This window comes from Fenollaria timonensis, from assembly GCF_001457835.1.
Taxonomy (GTDB): Bacteria; Bacillota; Clostridia; order Tissierellales; family Peptoniphilaceae; genus Fenollaria; species Fenollaria timonensis.
Map to the genome: position 1 here is coordinate 141,508 of NZ_LN898229.1, position 17,820 is coordinate 159,327.

At 31.7% G+C, this 17,820-nt stretch carries 17 protein-coding genes; 1 reads left to right on the forward strand and 16 read right to left on the reverse strand.

The window, feature by feature from the left end; genetic code table 11:
* Window positions 1-27: 27 nt before the first annotated feature.
* The 10 genes from BN3004_RS00680 to mnmH all read right to left on the reverse strand — a co-directional run bounded on the left by BN3004_RS00680 (window position 28) and on the right by mnmH (window position 7,771).
* Window positions 28-354, reverse strand: a complete 327-nt coding sequence (locus BN3004_RS00680) for a hypothetical protein (RefSeq protein ID WP_148344890.1) — start codon at window positions 352-354, stop codon at window positions 28-30.
* A 52-nt stretch (window positions 355-406) separates the two neighbouring features.
* A complete protein-coding gene (locus BN3004_RS00685) occupies window positions 407-1,348 on the reverse strand; it encodes a DUF8814 domain-containing protein (RefSeq protein WP_058259390.1) in 942 nt (313 codons plus the stop codon).
* Between the two features lie 116 nt (window positions 1,349-1,464).
* The gene (locus BN3004_RS00690; protein WP_058259391.1) at window positions 1,465-2,838 is read right to left on the reverse strand and encodes a M56 family metallopeptidase; all 1,374 of its coding nucleotides are present in this window, start codon (window positions 2,836-2,838) and stop codon (window positions 1,465-1,467) included.
* Between the two features lie 3 nt (window positions 2,839-2,841).
* Window positions 2,842-3,225, reverse strand: a complete 384-nt coding sequence (locus BN3004_RS00695; RefSeq protein ID WP_058259392.1) for a BlaI/MecI/CopY family transcriptional regulator — start codon at window positions 3,223-3,225, stop codon at window positions 2,842-2,844.
* 144 nt (window positions 3,226-3,369) lie between these two features.
* Window positions 3,370-3,879 carry a hypothetical protein gene (locus BN3004_RS00700; RefSeq protein ID WP_058259393.1) on the reverse strand — a complete coding sequence of 170 codons (510 nt, stop codon included), beginning with the start codon at window positions 3,877-3,879 and terminating at the stop codon, window positions 3,370-3,372.
* Window positions 3,880-3,926: 47 nt separating this feature from the next.
* On the reverse strand, window positions 3,927-4,460 hold the full coding sequence (locus tag BN3004_RS00705; RefSeq protein ID WP_058259394.1) for a hypothetical protein: 534 nt from the start codon (window positions 4,458-4,460) through the stop codon (window positions 3,927-3,929).
* Between the two features lie 188 nt (window positions 4,461-4,648).
* A complete protein-coding gene (locus BN3004_RS00710) occupies window positions 4,649-5,179 on the reverse strand; it encodes a hypothetical protein (RefSeq protein ID WP_058259395.1) in 531 nt (176 codons plus the stop codon).
* Window positions 5,180-5,312: 133 nt separating this feature from the next.
* On the reverse strand, window positions 5,313-6,164 hold the full coding sequence (locus tag BN3004_RS00715; RefSeq protein WP_058259396.1) for a DegV family protein: 852 nt from the start codon (window positions 6,162-6,164) through the stop codon (window positions 5,313-5,315).
* Window positions 6,161-6,703 carry a DUF1836 domain-containing protein gene (locus tag BN3004_RS00720; protein WP_058259397.1) on the reverse strand — a complete coding sequence of 181 codons (543 nt, stop codon included), beginning with the start codon at window positions 6,701-6,703 and terminating at the stop codon, window positions 6,161-6,163. The genes BN3004_RS00715 and BN3004_RS00720 overlap by 4 nt, the downstream gene beginning before the upstream one ends.
* Window positions 6,704-6,754: 51 nt before the next feature.
* Entirely contained in the window at window positions 6,755-7,771 is a 1,017-nt protein-coding gene (gene mnmH, locus BN3004_RS00725; RefSeq protein ID WP_058259398.1) for a tRNA 2-selenouridine(34) synthase MnmH, read from the reverse strand.
* Between the two features lie 130 nt (window positions 7,772-7,901).
* On the opposite strand from mnmH, the gene BN3004_RS00730 reads away from it, so the two are divergent.
* Entirely contained in the window at window positions 7,902-9,179 is a 1,278-nt protein-coding gene (locus BN3004_RS00730; RefSeq protein WP_058259399.1) for an ArsB/NhaD family transporter, read from the forward strand.
* A gap of 136 nt (window positions 9,180-9,315) precedes the next feature.
* Here the strand turns inward: BN3004_RS00730 and BN3004_RS00735 are convergent, their stop codons facing one another.
* From BN3004_RS00735 to BN3004_RS00760, 6 genes are all read right to left on the reverse strand, one after another.
* The gene (locus BN3004_RS00735) at window positions 9,316-11,079 is read right to left on the reverse strand and encodes an ABC transporter ATP-binding protein (RefSeq protein ID WP_058259400.1); all 1,764 of its coding nucleotides are present in this window, start codon (window positions 11,077-11,079) and stop codon (window positions 9,316-9,318) included.
* A 59-nt stretch (window positions 11,080-11,138) separates the two neighbouring features.
* Window positions 11,139-12,362, reverse strand: a complete 1,224-nt coding sequence (locus BN3004_RS00740) for an ABC transporter permease (RefSeq protein WP_058259401.1) — start codon at window positions 12,360-12,362, stop codon at window positions 11,139-11,141.
* A 1-nt stretch (window position 12,363) separates the two neighbouring features.
* On the reverse strand, window positions 12,364-13,269 hold the full coding sequence (locus tag BN3004_RS00745; RefSeq protein WP_058259402.1) for an ABC transporter ATP-binding protein: 906 nt from the start codon (window positions 13,267-13,269) through the stop codon (window positions 12,364-12,366).
* Window positions 13,250-14,608, reverse strand: coding sequence for a radical SAM/SPASM domain-containing protein (locus tag BN3004_RS00750; protein ID WP_058259403.1), 1,359 nt, complete (start codon window positions 14,606-14,608; stop codon window positions 13,250-13,252). Before BN3004_RS00750 ends, BN3004_RS00745 begins: the two co-directional genes overlap by 20 nt.
* Before the next feature lie 12 nt (window positions 14,609-14,620).
* Window positions 14,621-16,063, reverse strand: coding sequence for a hypothetical protein (locus BN3004_RS00755; protein ID WP_148344891.1), 1,443 nt, complete (start codon window positions 16,061-16,063; stop codon window positions 14,621-14,623).
* A gap of 611 nt (window positions 16,064-16,674) precedes the next feature.
* Window positions 16,675-17,802 carry a YcjF family protein gene (locus BN3004_RS00760; RefSeq protein ID WP_058259405.1) on the reverse strand — a complete coding sequence of 376 codons (1,128 nt, stop codon included), beginning with the start codon at window positions 17,800-17,802 and terminating at the stop codon, window positions 16,675-16,677.
* Between the last annotated feature and the right edge of the window lie 18 nt (window positions 17,803-17,820).

The following is a 17,820-nucleotide window of genomic DNA, read 5'->3' on the forward strand; positions in this document are numbered from 1 at the left end:
ATCACTAAGCCCTTATATATCATCTATTTACTTATTTGTTATTTCTTTACTGTCTGTAACAACCCATATATTTAACTTTTCTTTATTAAGTTCAATTTCCTTTTGTTTCAAACTTAATTCAAGGTCTTTATCCTTATCAGCTAAGTTTATATCATAGATAATGTTATTGCCACTGTCTTTTTTATCTTTTACTTCAAACTTGCTATCTGGATATGTTTTAGCTAGATATTCATTAAGAACGCCTTCACTGTCAAATAGATATGGTTTCTTTCCATCTTCCAATTCACTAATTAGTTCATCGTTAATAGCTGGATATAAAACTTCTTCATTATTTGTATTTTTATTGTTAATCAATTTATATGCCGCAAAAATTATTACTATAATTAATATGGCATATATTATTTTTTTAAGGCAAGTATTCATATCTAACGTCAATATAACCGCTTACATTTTTACCAAAGCCTAAATCTCTTGCTAATTCAATAGATAAATCAATTCCTGCTGGATTTGAAACAACTCTTCCAAATTGATCTTTACCATTGTTATATCTATCAAAATAAGCTGCTTGAGCTTCAGGAACTCCTAAACCTAATCCAGAGAACATCCTTCTATCTGTATCCCAGTAATTATCATCCTCATTCCATGGTCCAACGTCTAATATTTCTACATTTTTCACCGATTTACTATTTTTAGGATTATATACATTAACAGTATATGGTGGATTTGAATAACCATTTGGCCATCCTAAATTTGCAAATTTAAGTTTCTTATCTGGTAATGATGCTTCAATTGATCCGCTCTTATTAGGATAATATTGAGTAGCCCAAATATTAGAAACTCTATCAATATCAGCTCTAAGAGAATTTCTATTCATACGATAATCACATTCTTTAATCCACCAGTTGTAAATCCAATCTCTGAACTTTTCTAATTCTTCTGTAGATTTAAAAACTCTAATCAATTCTTGATTTCTTTGATCCGTTAATTTATATATATTATTATTGTATAGCTTAACTGACTCTATATTATTTTTATAAGTATCAATTTTACTATTTTCATTTAATTCATTATCTTTTAAATGTTCATTTAAACCTATTTCTTTTAGCGCAATAAATTGTTCTTCAGATAGTTTTAAATCTGATTTCATATTTCTAACATCATTTATCAGTTTATCATCATTTTCAGTGTAAAGTAAATAATATAATATCTCTTTTCCACTGTCTAATGGATGAGTTCTATTTATTTTATCTATTTTACTTTCTTCCATTGTCAAAGCTTGTGTATTTGTTACAGGAGTAACAAATAACATTAATAAAACTAATATACTTATAATTATTCTTCTTTTCATAACATTTCCTCCTTAACATATTTAAAATTTCTCTAATTGCTGGCACCTAATGGTGCCTTCCTGTCTCCATTTTTATACCTCTGCTGATTATACTTTCTCATACTACACCTCAATATCTATCTAACATAACTATTAATCTGAATATTATATTTTAATTTTTTTCCTTGTTTATTCATAATTACTACCTTATATTCATTATCTTGGTTGGCCTTAACTTTTAATATTGTTTCCTTATCAAATGTCTCATCATAAATAACCCTTTCGTTTTCCTGTATCATTATCTCATAATTCAATCCAGAGCTGCAAGACATCTCGCTCAATTTAATTGTAAAGCCATTATGATATGTTGTATCAGATGAAAACATATTAAATTTATATGTTCTACTTTCAAGTCCATCTAAAATGTCATAATCTTTTATATCAATTTTTCTTAATGCTATTAAATTATCTGACATTTTATTAATTTCTTCATATTCATCTTTATCTATCACCTCTACTCTGTCACTAAGTAGCTTACTTCCTTCGTCCAAAGCTTTTACGCTTGATACCACTTTATCATCCGGTTCGACGTTAAAATAAGCAAATGAATTTAAACTTAAGATAAAAACAAGTGCTAGTGAAAGTACACCAAGTTTTGTAATTCTATATGAACTCATAATCCTCATCCTTTCTAATGTTGGATTTAATTCTGACACGAATTTATTTACATTTTTATTTTCTACGGTAGACAATTTAAACATCGTTTCTAAATAATCTCTTTTTACTAAATTTGATCCGCCCATTTTATTTATAACTAATTTATCACAAAGTATTTCTAGATCTTCATCTATATATTTTAGAGCTAAAAGCACAAATAAATTGTACCAATAAAAACATGCTAGCATATATTTAAAATAGTTTAGCAATATATCGCATTTTTTTATATGCATCATTTCATGATAAATTACATTTTTTAACATAATATCGTCTTTTAAAATGTATGTTTGCAAAATAATCTTTGGCTTGAAAAATCCATAGCTTACTGGTGTTTCGAGCTTATCATTAATTAAAACGTCTACTCTTCTTTTTAGATTAAATGAACTTATATACTCATTAATGTCAAGATTATTGACTTTATTAGCACTTCTCAAAGCTTTATTAGTTTCTATAGCTGTAAATATTAGATATATTAAAAACAATATTGCTGCTATCAATCGTTTTTTTAAATATAAAACATTTGAGAATTTTATAAGTAATAACTCTGTATACTCATTTAATTGCTTGATAAATGAAAAGCACGCATCTAATATGGGTCCATAGCTAGCGTTTTCTATATTTATTTGCAAGCCAAAAGGATTTATTAGATACACAAAAAGTAATGACCACATAATTTTATTGGCATATTTTATACTTTTTCTATTAAATGATTTTCTCAATAATAGTATTGCCGCAATTAGTAATACACTTTTTATCAATTTGTTAACAGCATTTACTTTAATTATTTCAAACACAGCTTACTCATCCTTAATCTCAATTGAAGAAATAATATCTTTCATTTCTTCTAGCTCAGTATTAGTAATTTTTTTATTGTTTACAAATGCTGAAAATAATTTTACAAATGATCCTTTATAAACTGTATCTATAATTTTCTGTATTTGATTGTTTCCAAGATCCTCTCTTTTAATCACAGGTTTTATTTTATAATTTGGATATCTCCTGCTAACCGCATTTTTTTCTACTAATCTGTTTATAAATGTGTAGCTTGAACTTTTAGAAAAATTATATTTTTTATTAAGTATTTTCGATAATTCTAAAGCAGTTATCTCTCCGTTTTCATCTAAACAATCTCCTTTCCATAATTCCTCTAAAACTATTAACTCACTATCTGATAAATTCATATGTACCTCCTTTCTGTATTGTATAAAATGCTACCAATCATTTTAGCTTCTATAAACTTAGTTTGATATGTGCAATCTTAGCCACATAAGCATTAAATTGCACATATCAAGCACTAATTCATTTAAAATTTTACTGCTTTACAATTAATCATCAATTCTAAACGAATCTTTTATTTCTTTATGCATAGGTTTTAATTCTTCAATCATTTCTTCTACGGCACCATCATCACAACTATCTTTATTTATGTGGTAATAAAAAGTTTTATCTCCTTTACTTATAAGCTTTTCTAAATTGCCACCCAAGTCGCTTTTCTTAGAAACAATTATCTCAAACACTGGGCAATATGATCTAATTAAAGACTTTCTATCCCTCTTTTCTAAAATAAAACTTATAGTCTTAGTTTCTTTATTGCTATCTGCAGCATCGCCTTTTGAGTCATCTACGACATCTATCAGCGTAACATCGTACTTCCACTCAGGTATTTCAAGAGTAAATCCATAATCATCGTTTTTGTATAAATACTTTTCATTAGCATCATTATGTTCACGAGTATTAGATTTTTGTTCTTTTCCAATTTCTATATTACAAGCTATAGAAAAACAGAGTACTAATATTGCTAACATTAAAAATATAAAAAGCTTTTTATCTTTCATAGTTATCACTCCAATTTATTTAAATTTTACATCTACAACACAAAATATTATGCATCAATAAATTTAAATGAATTCATAATTTCTTCGTGCATAGGCTCTAGCTCTTTAATTAAACTCTTAATTCTAGCAATATATTTATCGTCACTGTATTTTTTATCTTCTATTTCCTTCATGACATCATCTTCCTTAAGCTCTCTGTAGTAATATATTTTTCCGTCTTTCTCCCCTAATTTTATAAGATTAGAATCCAAATTACTTTTTTCTGATACAATAAGTTCAAAAGCAGTATAAAAACTTATGTCTAAATCTTTTTCTCTCCTTAATATCATAAAATTTATAGTCGTTGCATCATCATATTGCTTCTCGTAACCATATTCTTCTGCACCAGAATCATCGTTAACGTTAAATAATTGAATGTTATAGTTCCACTCAGGTATTTCAAGAGTAAAGCCATAAGTATCATTTTTGTATAAATAATAATCTCTATTGTTTGTTTCCATGCTTTTTTCTTTACGATTACAAGAAATTAAACTTAATATCGATAATAAAAGCAAGGCAAATATAAATACTTTCTTTTTCATAATACTACCTTCTACTTAAAATAGTTAATACATTTTTACTACTTTTTTCAAACTCATATTCACTATTGAATATGGTGTATCTTTATTATATACACTTTTTTATTATTTGTCAAGAATTATTTTAGTCTGCTAATATATTTTTGCAAAAATATAAGGACTTAATCACTAAGCCCTTATACATAATCTATTTAATTTTCTTTCTTTACCTTGATTTTTAATACAAAGTAGGCCTTCTTCGCCTCGTACTCTTCTTCATTCGTAACGTTTACATTTTTAAACTCTATGGTCTCGTCACCATTAAGTTTAACTTTATATACGTTTACACAAGCCGATGGGCCTCCTTCTTTTAATTCGCCCCTAACTTTAAATTCCACTAACGTTTTCTCAGCCACATCGTTCTTTGGTGATATGACCCACTCGTCACAGCAATTCGCTGCTGGCAAGACTATTTCTACTTCATCTTTATTTGTGCCTATGTCTATGGTCTTTTCATCTGGAGTATCGCTTTCTTCTCTTCCGTAGATGTCTTCTTTCTTTTCTATCTCATAAACTTCGCCATCGATCATTGCATAGTTTTGCTCTGGATAGCCTTCCTCATCTTTTGGAAATTTCGAGGCAATATTATTCGAAGCAATTTTATCTGTGCATGCGCTGATAAATAATAAGCTTAGTACTAATAGATATGATACAAAAATTATCTTTCTTTTATTGTCTTTCATAAAACCACCTTCCTCATGCTTTCGTCTGATATATCGTTAACTATATAATATCACTTATCAAAGCAATTTACAAGTACTTAAATCTTACAAAATAGTAACAAAAAAGCTTAGGTAAATCTCCTAAGCCTTTCATCTATAATTTATAATACGCAACGCCTACAAGGCCTCTGCCTGTGTGTACTGCTAGTGTCGGTGCAATTTGTTCTTCAACATATATCTTTGCTCTTGCCACTTCATCTTTAAGTGCATCTTTAACAAATTCGAGTGCTTCAGGATTTGCTCCGTGGCAGATTGATAAGTAGTAGTCCTTTGTGTCTTTTAACTCATCTTTTATTTTGTCTACAAGTCTTCTTTGCGCCTTTGCAAAGCCCCTCACTTTGTCAACATCGTAGTAAACGCCATCTGCGTCACATGTTATGATAGGTTTGATATGCAATAGCTGTCCGATAACGCCTCTAACCTTGCCTATCCTTCCGCCATTGATAAGGTTTGTAAGTTCTGGAATAACAAAGTATGTCCTTGACTTCATCTTGGCTCTATCATCTTCCATAATCTTAATGATCTCATCAGCATTATGGCCTTGATTCCTTAGTTCAGCAGCTCTATATGCATAAAAACCTGAGCCGATGGCTATGTTCTTTGTGTCAAAAACTTTTACTTTGCCGTCGTAGTCCATTGCCACAAGATTTGCTAAGTTATTTGCCCCGCTAAGCCTTGACGATAGCGTGATGATTATGACTTCATCAGCGCCAGATGCAAACTCATTGTCAACTATTTCCTTTATCTCCATTGGTGATGGTGTACTTGTCTTAGGAAACTCCTTGTCAAGAAGTCTGTAGAACTCGTCCTTTTCTATATCAACTTGGTCTCTATACGATTTATCTGAGAAGTGTACCCACAAAGGTAGCATCGCCACATTTAATTCTTCATATGCTTCTTTAGGTAGATCGCAGGCTGTGTCTATAATTATTCCTACTTTACTCATATGTCCTCCTTAGCGTTTAATAGCTCGTATTCTAATAGTTTTTGCGTAATAACTTTCGTGCAAACACTCACTATAGCAAGCGTCAAGCCATTTCTCTTGTCTAGGTCCACGTCAATAGTCGCCGTCATCTTCGTATCGGGATCATCTTGTTTGTCCAAGATATCTATGATGAGCCTCATAACGCTCTCAATCTTGTCGCAAAAGTAATTATACGACTCTTCGATGGAGCTCTTCTTAAGCTCATGGAGTATCCCGCCATCAATCTCGGCTATACTTAGGTTGTTCTTAAAAACTGTAATCACTATGCAGTAAACGATGTGATTACGAAAGTAGCGTTTCTTGATTGGGCTCGGCATAATCTTGTGCTTGACGTAGTTATTGACCATGGACTTCGTTAATTTATTGTCCTTATCAAACATCGCTTCCAGTGCCTTGTTAACTATCTCAACTAGCTGCTCTGAATAAATGCCAAAGTCTGGCAAGTCCTTGTACCTAGGAAGCTTTAGCTCTTTAAGGCCAGTCAATATATTATCTCTCATACTGCCTCCACTTAGTATTTAATACTGCGTCTATAGTTTAGCATAACTAGATTAATCTGTCAAGTACTTTTTTACAAATTCTTTAATATCGTCGTAGCTCGCGTCTGTAAATACCTTGATGTAATCATATTTCTTAAATGAATACTTAGGATCGTAGTAGCTCTTCATCATGTCCTTGATGAGATCAAGGTATTCCCCATCCATGAGCATGTCTGTGTAATTCTCATATCTTTCCTTGCTAATGAATTTTTTAAACTCTTCGAACGTCTTTATGATTTCCTCTTTATTTTCACTTGGCAAATAGTCCTCGCAAATGTTTTTAGCTCTCTCATCTAAAGACGCTTCTATAAGTATTTTGTCTGAGTTAAGCATCTTTTTATATAGTTTTTCATGAAGAACTATATCACCTATCCTTCTTGATTCGCCCTCTGTAATGTATTTAGCATCTGGATTATCTTTAATCGCCTCATATATGTATGAGTCAAACATCTTTTGCGAAACTTTTTCCTTTAAGCCCACTGAGCCAAAGATGGATCCCCTGTGATTCGCGTACTTCTCTAGGTCCAAAACTTTTATGCCATCTTTCTCAAGTCTTCTTATTATATAAGTCTTGTGAGTGCCAGTAAGTCCATAAAGCGTAAGAACCTTGATCCTCTCAAAGTATTCATCGAGCTTTTCCATCACATAGCGCCTATATGCCTTGTATCCGCCACTTAGCTTTGAGATGTGCATGCCAAGCGCACGAAAAGTCCTCTCAAGCACGGTCGATCTATAGCCCCCTCTGTCACAATAGATTACGATCTCATCGCAAGTCTTTTCTAGCTCCAAATATTTTTCATAAAGCTCGGGAAGTTTCTTCGACGCGTACTCGACCGCCTTTATCTTAGCTAAATCGTATGATACTCTGTCATACAAGGTGCCTACTTCGCGCCTCTCATCATCATTAAAGATTGGGATGCTGATGGCGCCTGGTATGTGAGCGTTTTTGTACTCGCCCTCGCTTCTGACATCGACCAAGACGATATTATCTAAATTTTCGATATCTTCGTAATTTAATTCTTCTAACATAATTTCACCTATAAACATAATACAGCAAATCCACGAAAAAATCAATATTTTGCTTCTCTCATCTTGACATTTTTTCTTATTATATATATAATTATATAGTTAGTGATAGATATTTACAAAGGAGGATTACATGGACAGACTCATACTCGCAGCTGCACTTTTCGTTATAACTTACATATTTATGATTAAATTCGTTAATCATAGACCACTAGTTGTCGGCATAAGTGCGCTTGTTTTTATAATTTTAAACATAGTTCCTTTAAATACAGTTTGGGGCGCTATAGACTTTAACGTACTTTTGATGATAGGTGGAACGATGATGCTTGTCTCGCTTTTCTCAGAAAGCTTGATGCCAACTAGGCTCGCTGACCTTATCATAAACAAGGTTAAGGACATAAGACTCATCATACTTTTCTTATCAATGTTTGCTGGCTTCGTCTCAGCCTTTATCGATAACGTTGCTACCGTTTTAATGATAGCACCCGTTGCCATGAGCTTAGCAAAGAAGCTCAAGATATCACCAGTAAAGATGATTATAGCTATATCGATATCATCAAATTTACAAGGTGCGGCAACTTTAGTAGGCGATACATCTTCGATACTTTTAGGAAGTGCGCTAAACATGACTTTCTTCGACTTCTTCGTATATAATGGACACATGGGTATGTTCTGGATAGTTCAAATCTCAGCGATAGTCGCAAGTATCTTTATCTATATATCAACAAAAGAGATGAGAGGTAAAGTCGATGCAATTGAAGTTACAAAAGTTAAGGACATGATGCCAACTTACTTAGTTATACTTATGATAGTACTATTGATTTTTGCATCATTTATACCGCAAGATCAAAAGATAGATATACTAAACGGACTTATCTGCGTATGCGTAGCTATCTTCGGTGTAATCTACCACTTGATAAGACATAAAGACTCATCCATAATCAAGACAGTTGCAAGCGAAATCGACTTCAACACACTTGGCTTACTAGCAGGGCTATTCATAATTATATCCGGTATTGAAAATGCTGGTGTTATCGATGAAATCGCAAAGCTATTCATTAAGCTAGCGGATAAGCCTTTCTTATTATACACAGCACTTGTTTGGGGCAGCGTCTTGATCAGTGCCTTCGTTGACAACATCCCTTATGTCGCAACAATGCTGCCAGTTCTTTCAGTAATTTCAACTCACGTGCCATTCGACATGACGGTATTTTACTTCGGACTACTTAGCGGCGCGACACTTGGAGGAAACATCACGCCAATAGGTGCCTCAGCAAACATCGCTTCACTCGGCATACTTAAGGAAGCGGGCTACACTGTCGAGAACAAAGACTTTATGAAGATGAGCGTGCCATTCACTTTGACTGCAGTCTTAGTCGGCTACATTCTCGTTTGGTTCATATATAGATAATAGTTTAATAGGCAAAGTAAAAGACCTTAGGAGAATTAACTCTTAAGGTCTTCTTTACTTAAGCTTCTTATGATTCTTTAAATTTTCTTTATACAGCTTCTTTAGCATCTCTTATAACTCTTTATAATCAATGTCATCACTGCTCACTTTGTGAGCTTACTTTATAAAGTTCATAGTATGCACCTTTTTTATTCATAAGATCAATATGATTACCAGACTCTATAATCTTTCCGTCTTCTATATAATATATTCTATCAACATTTTTAATGTTTCTTAAACGATGCGATATAAATATAACAGTTTTTTCTTTATAAACTTCAAGTATTGAATCAAATATACTCTTCTCGCTATATGCATCAAGCCTTGAGCTTGGCTCATCAAAAATCAATACGTCATAGGGCTTTATTAAGATTCTTGATAAAGCTAACTTTTGCTCTTCCCCTCCAGAAAGATTTAAACCTCCATCTTCAAGTTCACTCGTAAGGTAAGTTTCACACAGTTTATTAACATCTTCAAATTTATTATCTAAAGCAAGTCGTTGAATTAATTCAAAAGCTTGTTCTTTTTCAATTGTGCTTATATTTTCCGATGAATCCATAAATATATTTTCAATTGCAGTTAGTGAATAAATATTGAAGTCTTGAAGCATTATACCAAATTTTTTATACAAGTCTTTTTGTTTATAAGCATAAGCGTCAGAGCCGTTAATTAAATAATCACCAGAGTCTACTTTATAAAGTCCAGTAATAATTGAAGCTAAAGTAGATTTGCCCGCTCCATTCAATCCTACAAAAGCAACTTTCTCACCCTTATTAATCTTTAGATTAATGCATTTTAAATTCTCATGAGTGCCATCATAAGAAAATGATGCATTTTTTAACTCAATGCTGTCTACTTCATTAAGCTCCATGCCACTTTCTTCATAACATACGGGCGTTGAAAAAAAATTAAGTATATCTTCAACAACAAATGAATTACGATACATACCTGGAAAGATGCTTAAAAAAGATGTTATAGATGAGCTAAGTTGTCCAAAAGAGTTAAAAGCAAAAGCAAACTCGCCAGCCGATATCTTTTTATTAATAAACATATTGACAAGCAGTACAAAACTTAAAGCTAAACTAAGATTAGATAACAAACTTTGTAAATTTAATAATCTCTCATACTTTTTACCGTAGTCTACATTTATATCAGTCTTTTCATCCACTGAACTTTTGAATAATTTAATTAAAGGAACAGCTAACATAGTTGTCTTTAACTCTTTCATATAAAAACGCAGTGAGAAAGTTCTAGATACATATGACGATTTACGCTCAGGATAAACAAGCTCCTTCTGCTCATCATATGATATCTTAGACAATTTAAGATTTATTATAAAGTTTATTATTGATGATATAAAACATATAATTAGTAACTTATATTCAAGACTAATTATAAGAGTAAATAGTATGGAGAGAGAAAAAATTTCTGTAATTAAAGAAGCAAATGAGTTAAAAGCATCAAAAGCAGAAGAAACTCCATTTGATAGTATATAATTATATGTATTTAAAAAGCCAGGGTCATCATAATTTTTAACTGGTAACTTAAGTGCGTGTCTAAATATCTTAAGATTTATATTTCTAGCTATATCATTTAATTTCGATGGTGTATAAACTCTTGAAAAGTGATTTGATAATATCGAAACAGCTAAAGTGTATATAAGAAAACAAATTAGAGTTTCGTAGAATTTCTGAATTGAAAAACTTGATGAGCCTATGTCCAAAGCATCTTTTATAAGATAATTTGAAAATATAGGAGAAAAAGCTCCTAATAATCCCATGACGATAGATAATATAGCATATACTTTATAATTTTTAAAAGCTTTTTTAGCAATGATATAATTGTTTCTTAAAAATTTCATTCTTTTCACTTCCATCAAACTTAGTAATAGAAGGTGCTAAGGGGAAGCACCTTCCGTATCTAAGCTATATCTCTTTTTTCCATAACAGTTTTTGCCCCTAGCATAAATGCTACTGCTAAAACTGCCATGATTATTTGATAAAACACAAATGTATAATCACCAGTACCTGCAATAAGATTTTGAGATTTAATATAATTTGGCATATTATAAGGATTTAAATTAGTAACAAAAAGTACGTCGTATGCAAATAGTACTGCAAAAAATATAGATACTGCACTGTCTTTCATAAGAAGTGATATTAATCCCATAAATGAGAACATAAACACTGTATATAAAATTAGATTTAAGAGTTGTAAGCCAACAACTTTACCTTGAGTAGACAAAGCATATACTTCACTTAAATCACTAGTCATAGGTATCTTGAAAATATTATTTAGTGCTAAATTGTTAACAACAACCTGTCTTTGTGGTAAAAATCCAAATTTAAATCCAGTGTATAAAAATACAAATAAAAGTGGCAATAAAATTACACAAAGGTTAAGCACAAGCCTTGTTATAAATCTAGTGTAGAATAATTTTTTTCTGCTATAAGGCGAAGTTAAATATAGTTTTATTGCACCCGAGGAATAATCGTTCGACCATATATCAAAGTTTAGCAATAGTAACAAAATTGCAAAATATATAAGTTTAAAGCTAAGTTTTCCTTGCAAGGCATTATATGCATCAGGATAGTTTGGATCTTTAAGCCTATCGTCATCATATTGAACCTGTTCAGTCAAGTACCTTTTATACCACTGATTTTTAGAGTAAAAATAAATATTCTCTCCATAAGCGGAAACAAAATCCTTCTTATATATCTCGTCATATATATAAGTATCTATTTCTTTAAGAAATGAATTGTACCTATCTATATCTGGTTTATCAAAATTTGTTAGTGCATTAAAGGCAGTTAATTTTTGATCAAAAAATTTCCAATGATTAACTTCTGCTTGCTTAACTTTTTTCTCTTCTTCAAGTTCTTCGTCATTTTCATCTAAACCAACAACATCATTCACATACATCTGAAGATTTATCCCATCAATCTCATAATTAAGATTATTAACATAATATTTAGACATTTCCTGATAGCTATTTATTTGTGCAGCCATAGTGTCTATATAATTACTGATATCGCCTTTCATCTTAAATACATCCGGTATCATTATAAGAAAAAAGATAATAATGATAATTATATTTTTTACCGAAAAGAATGTTTTAATTTCGTTTTTGATAAGCCCTTTCATCTTATCCCTCTTTTCTCAAGCTCTTATAAAGACTTTCAAGTGTAGGATGATCTTTATATATGTCATTAATGCTTATATTTGCTTGATACAAAATTGAAAGTATCTTATCTATAGCAACATTATAATCAGAAATAATAATGTAATTTTCAAAACCTTTTTCTTTAGATATCTTTGTACTAATTTTGGCAGCATCTAAAACGTCCTTAGCTTTTTCATTGTCAGCTGTATTTATATAGACAAGTCCCGTGTTTCTAAATTCTTCACTTAAATTTCCATTATAAACAACTTTTCCATCTTCTATCATAACAACTCTATCTGAAACTTTTTCAACTTCAGATAATCTATGTGATGAAAAAAGTATCGCACAGCCTTCGTTTTTTAATGACTTAAGCTCTTGTCTCAATTCGAAAACCCCATCAGGATCAAGGCCGTTCATAGGTTCGTCAAGCATAATAAACTTTGGTTTTGATAAAAGTACTAAGCTTAGCATTAGACGCATCTTCATACCCATAGAGTACTTGGATGTTGCTCTTTTAAGGTTATCCTCAAGTCCTGAAAACTCTTCCATTTCCTTTATTCTATCCTTCGATACACCTCTCCATCTTGCGACCATATTGAAGTGATCATGACCGTTTAAACTTGGATAAAGTGCTGGATCTTCAATACTTACTCCCATACACTTTAAGGCTTCTTCTCTGCTTTTTACTATAGAATGGTCAAATACATTTATCTCTCCTGAATTAAATTTGATAAGACCTGAAACGCATTTCATAGTTGTAGACTTGCCTGAACCGTTCCTACCTAAAAAACCTACAATCTCACCTGGTTCAACATCAAAAGTAAGTCCTTTGAGAACATCCTTTTTACCAAAACTCTTATGCATATCATTAATTTGCAAAGCTTTCATTTAAAACAGCCTCCTTTATTTCCTTCGTATTCAAAAAGCTCAAAATACTATTTTTTATTGTTTTCATCTTATTGTCACAGCTTGGCAAGACATTGTTTATCCTTCTATATGGACAAACGCCACCCATGCATAGAGGTAATATCTTACAGTTTGCACATTTAATATCTTCACTTGGATCATAAAGCATATAATCATACGCTCTGTCAATTGTTTTATAATCCACTCCGTCTTTTAGATTACCTATGGCAAACTCTCTTTTACCTATTTCTTCCCAGCATTTATAAAGGTAGCCCTGAGGATCTATAACGTAGCTGTTTAAAGAGTCACATCCGCATACTGCGCTAATTTTTGCTGGATAAGAGTTTCGAGACGTTTGTTTCCCAGTAAGTGAAGCATAATCAGCATTGAATTCTTTTTCTAATAAAGCAAATTCTTCATAAGTTAAACAATTTTTATACACCTTGTCAAGTGGATCATCTATCTTAGCTAAATAAGGACTTGTATAATCAAGTAAATCTTTTTCCTTTAGATAATTTATAAGCTTTATCATGTCTTTATGATTTTCTCTTGTAGTATTAAGTCTTAAGGATATACTTGGCAGCTTATTATTTTTATCATCATACAAGCTTTTAAATGATACAAGATTAGCTATAATTTTATCAAATGAACCACTGCCATCGCTCAAACATCTAGTTTTATCATGCTTTTCTTTAAATCCATCAAAAGGTATTTGTATATTTGATACAGATAAATCTTTTAACTTAAGAAGCGTCTCTTTGTCAAGTAAATAACCATTAGTAGTCATACCTGCAGAATAAAAAACCTTATCTTGGCAAATCTCTTTAAAGTGACTCGTCATCTCCTCAATATCTTTAAGGCATAAAAGAGGTTCTCCACCATACCAAGTGATAGAAAGATTATTTATTCTACCGATGTATGACTTTACAAACTCATATAAGCCTTGTTTAACATCATCTGTAATTGTTAAATTACGCGAACTAGTTCTTTCATAGCAATAAGGACAGTTAAAATTACATGCTAGTGTTGGTGCTATAGTTAAGGAAAGACTTGATGAGTTAAACCTTGCTTTAAACATGTCAAATCTTAATGATTTTATCTCATCAAAACTATCATCTATAAAAAATCCCCCATATGAAAGATTTTTAACTAAATCAGGCTCCAAGATATCTGCGTCTATAGAGATGCTTTCTTTTTCAACAAAGGGAGCTAGCTTATCATATTCATCATCAGATAGCATGGCAAGTGCAGTAGTTTTAGAATTGAATAAGATGTTCTTCCCTTCAAATTTAAATAAAAAATTGTATCTTGATGTTTTCATTAAGTCACCCTCCTATATAAGTGCCTTTTTCTTCTTTAGTACTAATAAATTCAATAGATAAATAACTACTGTATAAGAAGATAATATGATCATAGCTCTATTAAATGTTAGTCGTCCATCTCTTAATACACGTGCTCCTTTCACGATAAACGTTGACACTGGCCATGAAAAAGGATCAAAAATTGAATTTAAATTATATGCATTTAAAAATAGTATCGCTAATGCAGTTGTAAAGAGTAACACAACCCACCTTTTATTAAAGACAGATGCAATAAAAGCAACAGCTACTGCTACAAGTAAGATTCTTAACAAATCAAGTACAACAGCTTTGATAAATACAGTTTTATACTCTTGTATTTGAGGCCTATATGACATAATTAAAACATCACTTCTTCCTGCTGCATATGTAGTATCGTCGGCAAAAAAAGTTGAATAGTCAATAACGTCATAGCCTGCAATCCTTTCAAATCCTTCTTGTGCATTTGCTCCTAGAGTTTTAGTATCACTTAATTCATAATCCTCTGGTATTGTTAGAACAGGTGCCTTAAATGAAAATCCTTCGCCCCCTAAGTTTGCAGCTAATAATAAGCCTACGGGTAATATAACTGTTATAAAAGCTAGGCATAAAAATTCTCTTATATACTTATTAGTCATTGTAAAAAGACTTGTATTCATAGTGTAGTCTAACTTTGGAGCATTGTATTTCTTGTCTTTTAAAACAGTGAGAATAAAAGCAAAAGCTAAAAATATTAAGTGAAAATTATTTTTTCTTATAAGGCCTTGTTGTGAAAAAAGCATATAAACACTAGCAAAGTTTTTACATGTATTTTCTGAAAGAATCAACTTATCTTTAATTTCTTTATGCAATACGTCGAACATTGCCCTAATATAGTTATAATCAATATAGCATTCAATGTCCTGAGCAAACTGATTAATTAACACATCTTTATTCTCAGGTGCTGTAAAGTCATAATCTAGCTTACTTAGTCCATACACTTCTTCAAGTTCACTGCCATATTCATCTAAAGGAGAGATGTAACCCTCATCATTCCTAGCAAATTGCACTAAATCAATAAGTCTTATAGTGTTATCAATCTTCATTATCTCAAAGTAATTGCCCTTAAAATCTTCATTAGCTAGCTGCATTCCTTTTTTTGCTAATTCTATTTTTAATTTAATACTTTTAGCATAATTTTCTCTACTATCTTCAGGTAATTTTTTTGGTATTATAGCTAAATCGTCTAAAATTTTCTTTTCATACTTAACTGGATCAGTATTAAGAGTCTCAATATTCTTAGCTATATTATAATTAAGTAATAGTCTACCTAAGTATCTATCTTTTTTGTTATCTAGATCAAAATCTGGTATATACTTTAAATTTTGCAAAAAAAGAATAACTACAAAAATCAATAAGGTAAATGATATTATATTAAAATATCTTTTAAAAAATTTCATTGTATGTAATTAGAGGGAAAGCTTATTAAGTACACGGCTACATAAAGCTGCCTGTTGAATTTATTTCATTACGGCTTGTTTTGCACTGACATCCAAGCCTGCCACAATAAGTTTCACACCTTGTATCACACCTTGTATCACAGTGTTCTGGGCATAAATATAAATTGTTGCAAGTTAAGAATGGGCAATTATACTGTGGCATACAAATATTATTTAATGTGTTAGGACTACTATTTGGATTAACTAAATATTTCATATATTCACCTCCTTATCTACAGCTAAAATGCTTCCCCTCTAAAACCTCCTTCATTTTATATAATTTAGCTGCTTAAATTATCAAAGTTATTATGTATAATTATACATCAAATATATTTATATGTCAAATAAATATTTCTTATACTAAATAAGTTTGCGTTTATTTTTATAATTAAAATATTTACTAAACGTAGTGTATATAAGTAATATGATAATTGCAATTACAAAAGTCAAACTTCCATCATGTGTAACTTTAATACCACCAACAAGCTCACATGATTATGCTCAGCGATTGTCTTATATTTAATATAAACAAAGTAAAAGACCTTAGGAGAATTAACTCTTAAGGTCTTAATTTATTTAAGCTTCTTATGATTCTTTAAATTATCTTTATATAGCTTCTTTAGCATCTCTTCTAACTCTTTGTTATCTATGTCGTCACCCGTCTTTGCTTTTTTAAGAAGGACTGTCAGTACTTCGATGTAGGCAAAGGCAAGTGATGCCATGATGGCTGAGGCAGTTGTGCCGCTTATGAGGCCTGCGACTACCGTTCCTGCGCCTGGAAAGAATTTTAGCGCGTTACTTACTATAAAGCGTCCAAGGTAGGTCGCGCCCATGGTTCCGCCGAGACCTGCGATGATTGAAGCGAGTCTCTTTTTATTAACTGGCACTCCAAATATGGCAGTGATATGAGCAAGCATAGTTAACTCCATGGGTACCAGAACTGATGCATCGGAGAATGGTATTGGAACGAAACCAACTCCAAAGCTTGAGGCAATGTATTTCTTCGCCCAACTGCGTGCCTTTTCTGCTTTTAGTTTTAAATCTGCATGTTGGGCATTGTTAAAAGATATTTGGTACTCTTCTTCAAGCGCGTCCATACTCATCTGTACAAGGTCCTCAAGTCCATGCGCTAAAATAATATTGTCACGGTTAATCTTAAGGTTCTTTGCAAGTACTGGAGCTATGGCAAACTCACCCATATTCATATTTTTAATGAAGTCATAGAAGTCTTTGGCTTCTTCAGAAAAGAATTTAGTAAGGACGATGATGACTTTATTCTCTTTACTAAGCGTTCTTATGAGCTCTTCCTCTTCCTTCTCTATCCTAAGTCCTTGGGCGTTGATGCAAAAGTAGATGAGATTAAGTTTTTCGTCGTCGCCCTTTAAATACATATCGCTCACAAAATTTGCGACTTCCTTGTAAACTTCAAGACGCGAATCGTTGTCCAGCTCAAGTCCACGCGTGTCGTATAATGTAAGTGGCACGCCATCTTTCTCTACTTTGACGATGTTTTTTGTCATGGGATAGCCGACGCCAGTCTTTAGTATATCCTCACGGAACAAGGCATTGATAAGAGTCGATTTACCCGCACCTGTCTTGCCTAGCACAAGTATCTTAACTTTCTTAAGCTTACCAAGTTCATTCTCGATTTTATCGTATAGTTCATCAGCTAGATTGATATTTTCATTCATATTTTTCATATAATCACCTAATTATAT

Excerpts from the sequence above, each read along its gene's own strand:
- BN3004_RS00685 (WP_058259390.1), bottom strand. The coding sequence starts at position 1,348 with ATGAAAAGAAGAATAATTATAAGTATATTAGTTTTATTAATGTTATTT.
- BN3004_RS00695 (WP_058259392.1), bottom strand. The coding sequence starts at position 3,225 with ATGAATTTATCAGATAGTGAGTTAATAGTTTTAGAGGAATTATGGAAA.
- BN3004_RS00700 (WP_058259393.1), bottom strand. The coding sequence starts at position 3,879 with ATGAAAGATAAAAAGCTTTTTATATTTTTAATGTTAGCAATATTAGTA.
- BN3004_RS00705 (WP_058259394.1), bottom strand. The coding sequence starts at position 4,460 with ATGAAAAAGAAAGTATTTATATTTGCCTTGCTTTTATTATCGATATTA.
- BN3004_RS00710 (WP_058259395.1), bottom strand. The coding sequence starts at position 5,179 with ATGAAAGACAATAAAAGAAAGATAATTTTTGTATCATATCTATTAGTA.
- BN3004_RS00715 (WP_058259396.1), bottom strand. The coding sequence starts at position 6,164 with ATGAGTAAAGTAGGAATAATTATAGACACAGCCTGCGATCTACCTAAA.
- BN3004_RS00720 (WP_058259397.1), bottom strand. The coding sequence starts at position 6,703 with ATGAGAGATAATATATTGACTGGCCTTAAAGAGCTAAAGCTTCCTAGG.
- mnmH (WP_058259398.1), bottom strand. The coding sequence starts at position 7,771 with ATGTTAGAAGAATTAAATTACGAAGATATCGAAAATTTAGATAATATC.
- BN3004_RS00730 (WP_058259399.1), top strand. The coding sequence starts at position 7,902 with ATGGACAGACTCATACTCGCAGCTGCACTTTTCGTTATAACTTACATA.
- BN3004_RS00735 (WP_058259400.1), bottom strand. The coding sequence starts at position 11,079 with ATGAAATTTTTAAGAAACAATTATATCATTGCTAAAAAAGCTTTTAAA.
- BN3004_RS00740 (WP_058259401.1), bottom strand. The coding sequence starts at position 12,362 with ATGAAAGGGCTTATCAAAAACGAAATTAAAACATTCTTTTCGGTAAAA.
- BN3004_RS00745 (WP_058259402.1), bottom strand. The coding sequence starts at position 13,269 with ATGAAAGCTTTGCAAATTAATGATATGCATAAGAGTTTTGGTAAAAAG.
- BN3004_RS00750 (WP_058259403.1), bottom strand. The coding sequence starts at position 14,608 with ATGAAAACATCAAGATACAATTTTTTATTTAAATTTGAAGGGAAGAAC.
- BN3004_RS00755 (WP_148344891.1), bottom strand. The coding sequence starts at position 16,063 with ATGAAATTTTTTAAAAGATATTTTAATATAATATCATTTACCTTATTG.
- BN3004_RS00760 (WP_058259405.1), bottom strand. The coding sequence starts at position 17,802 with ATGAAAAATATGAATGAAAATATCAATCTAGCTGATGAACTATACGAT.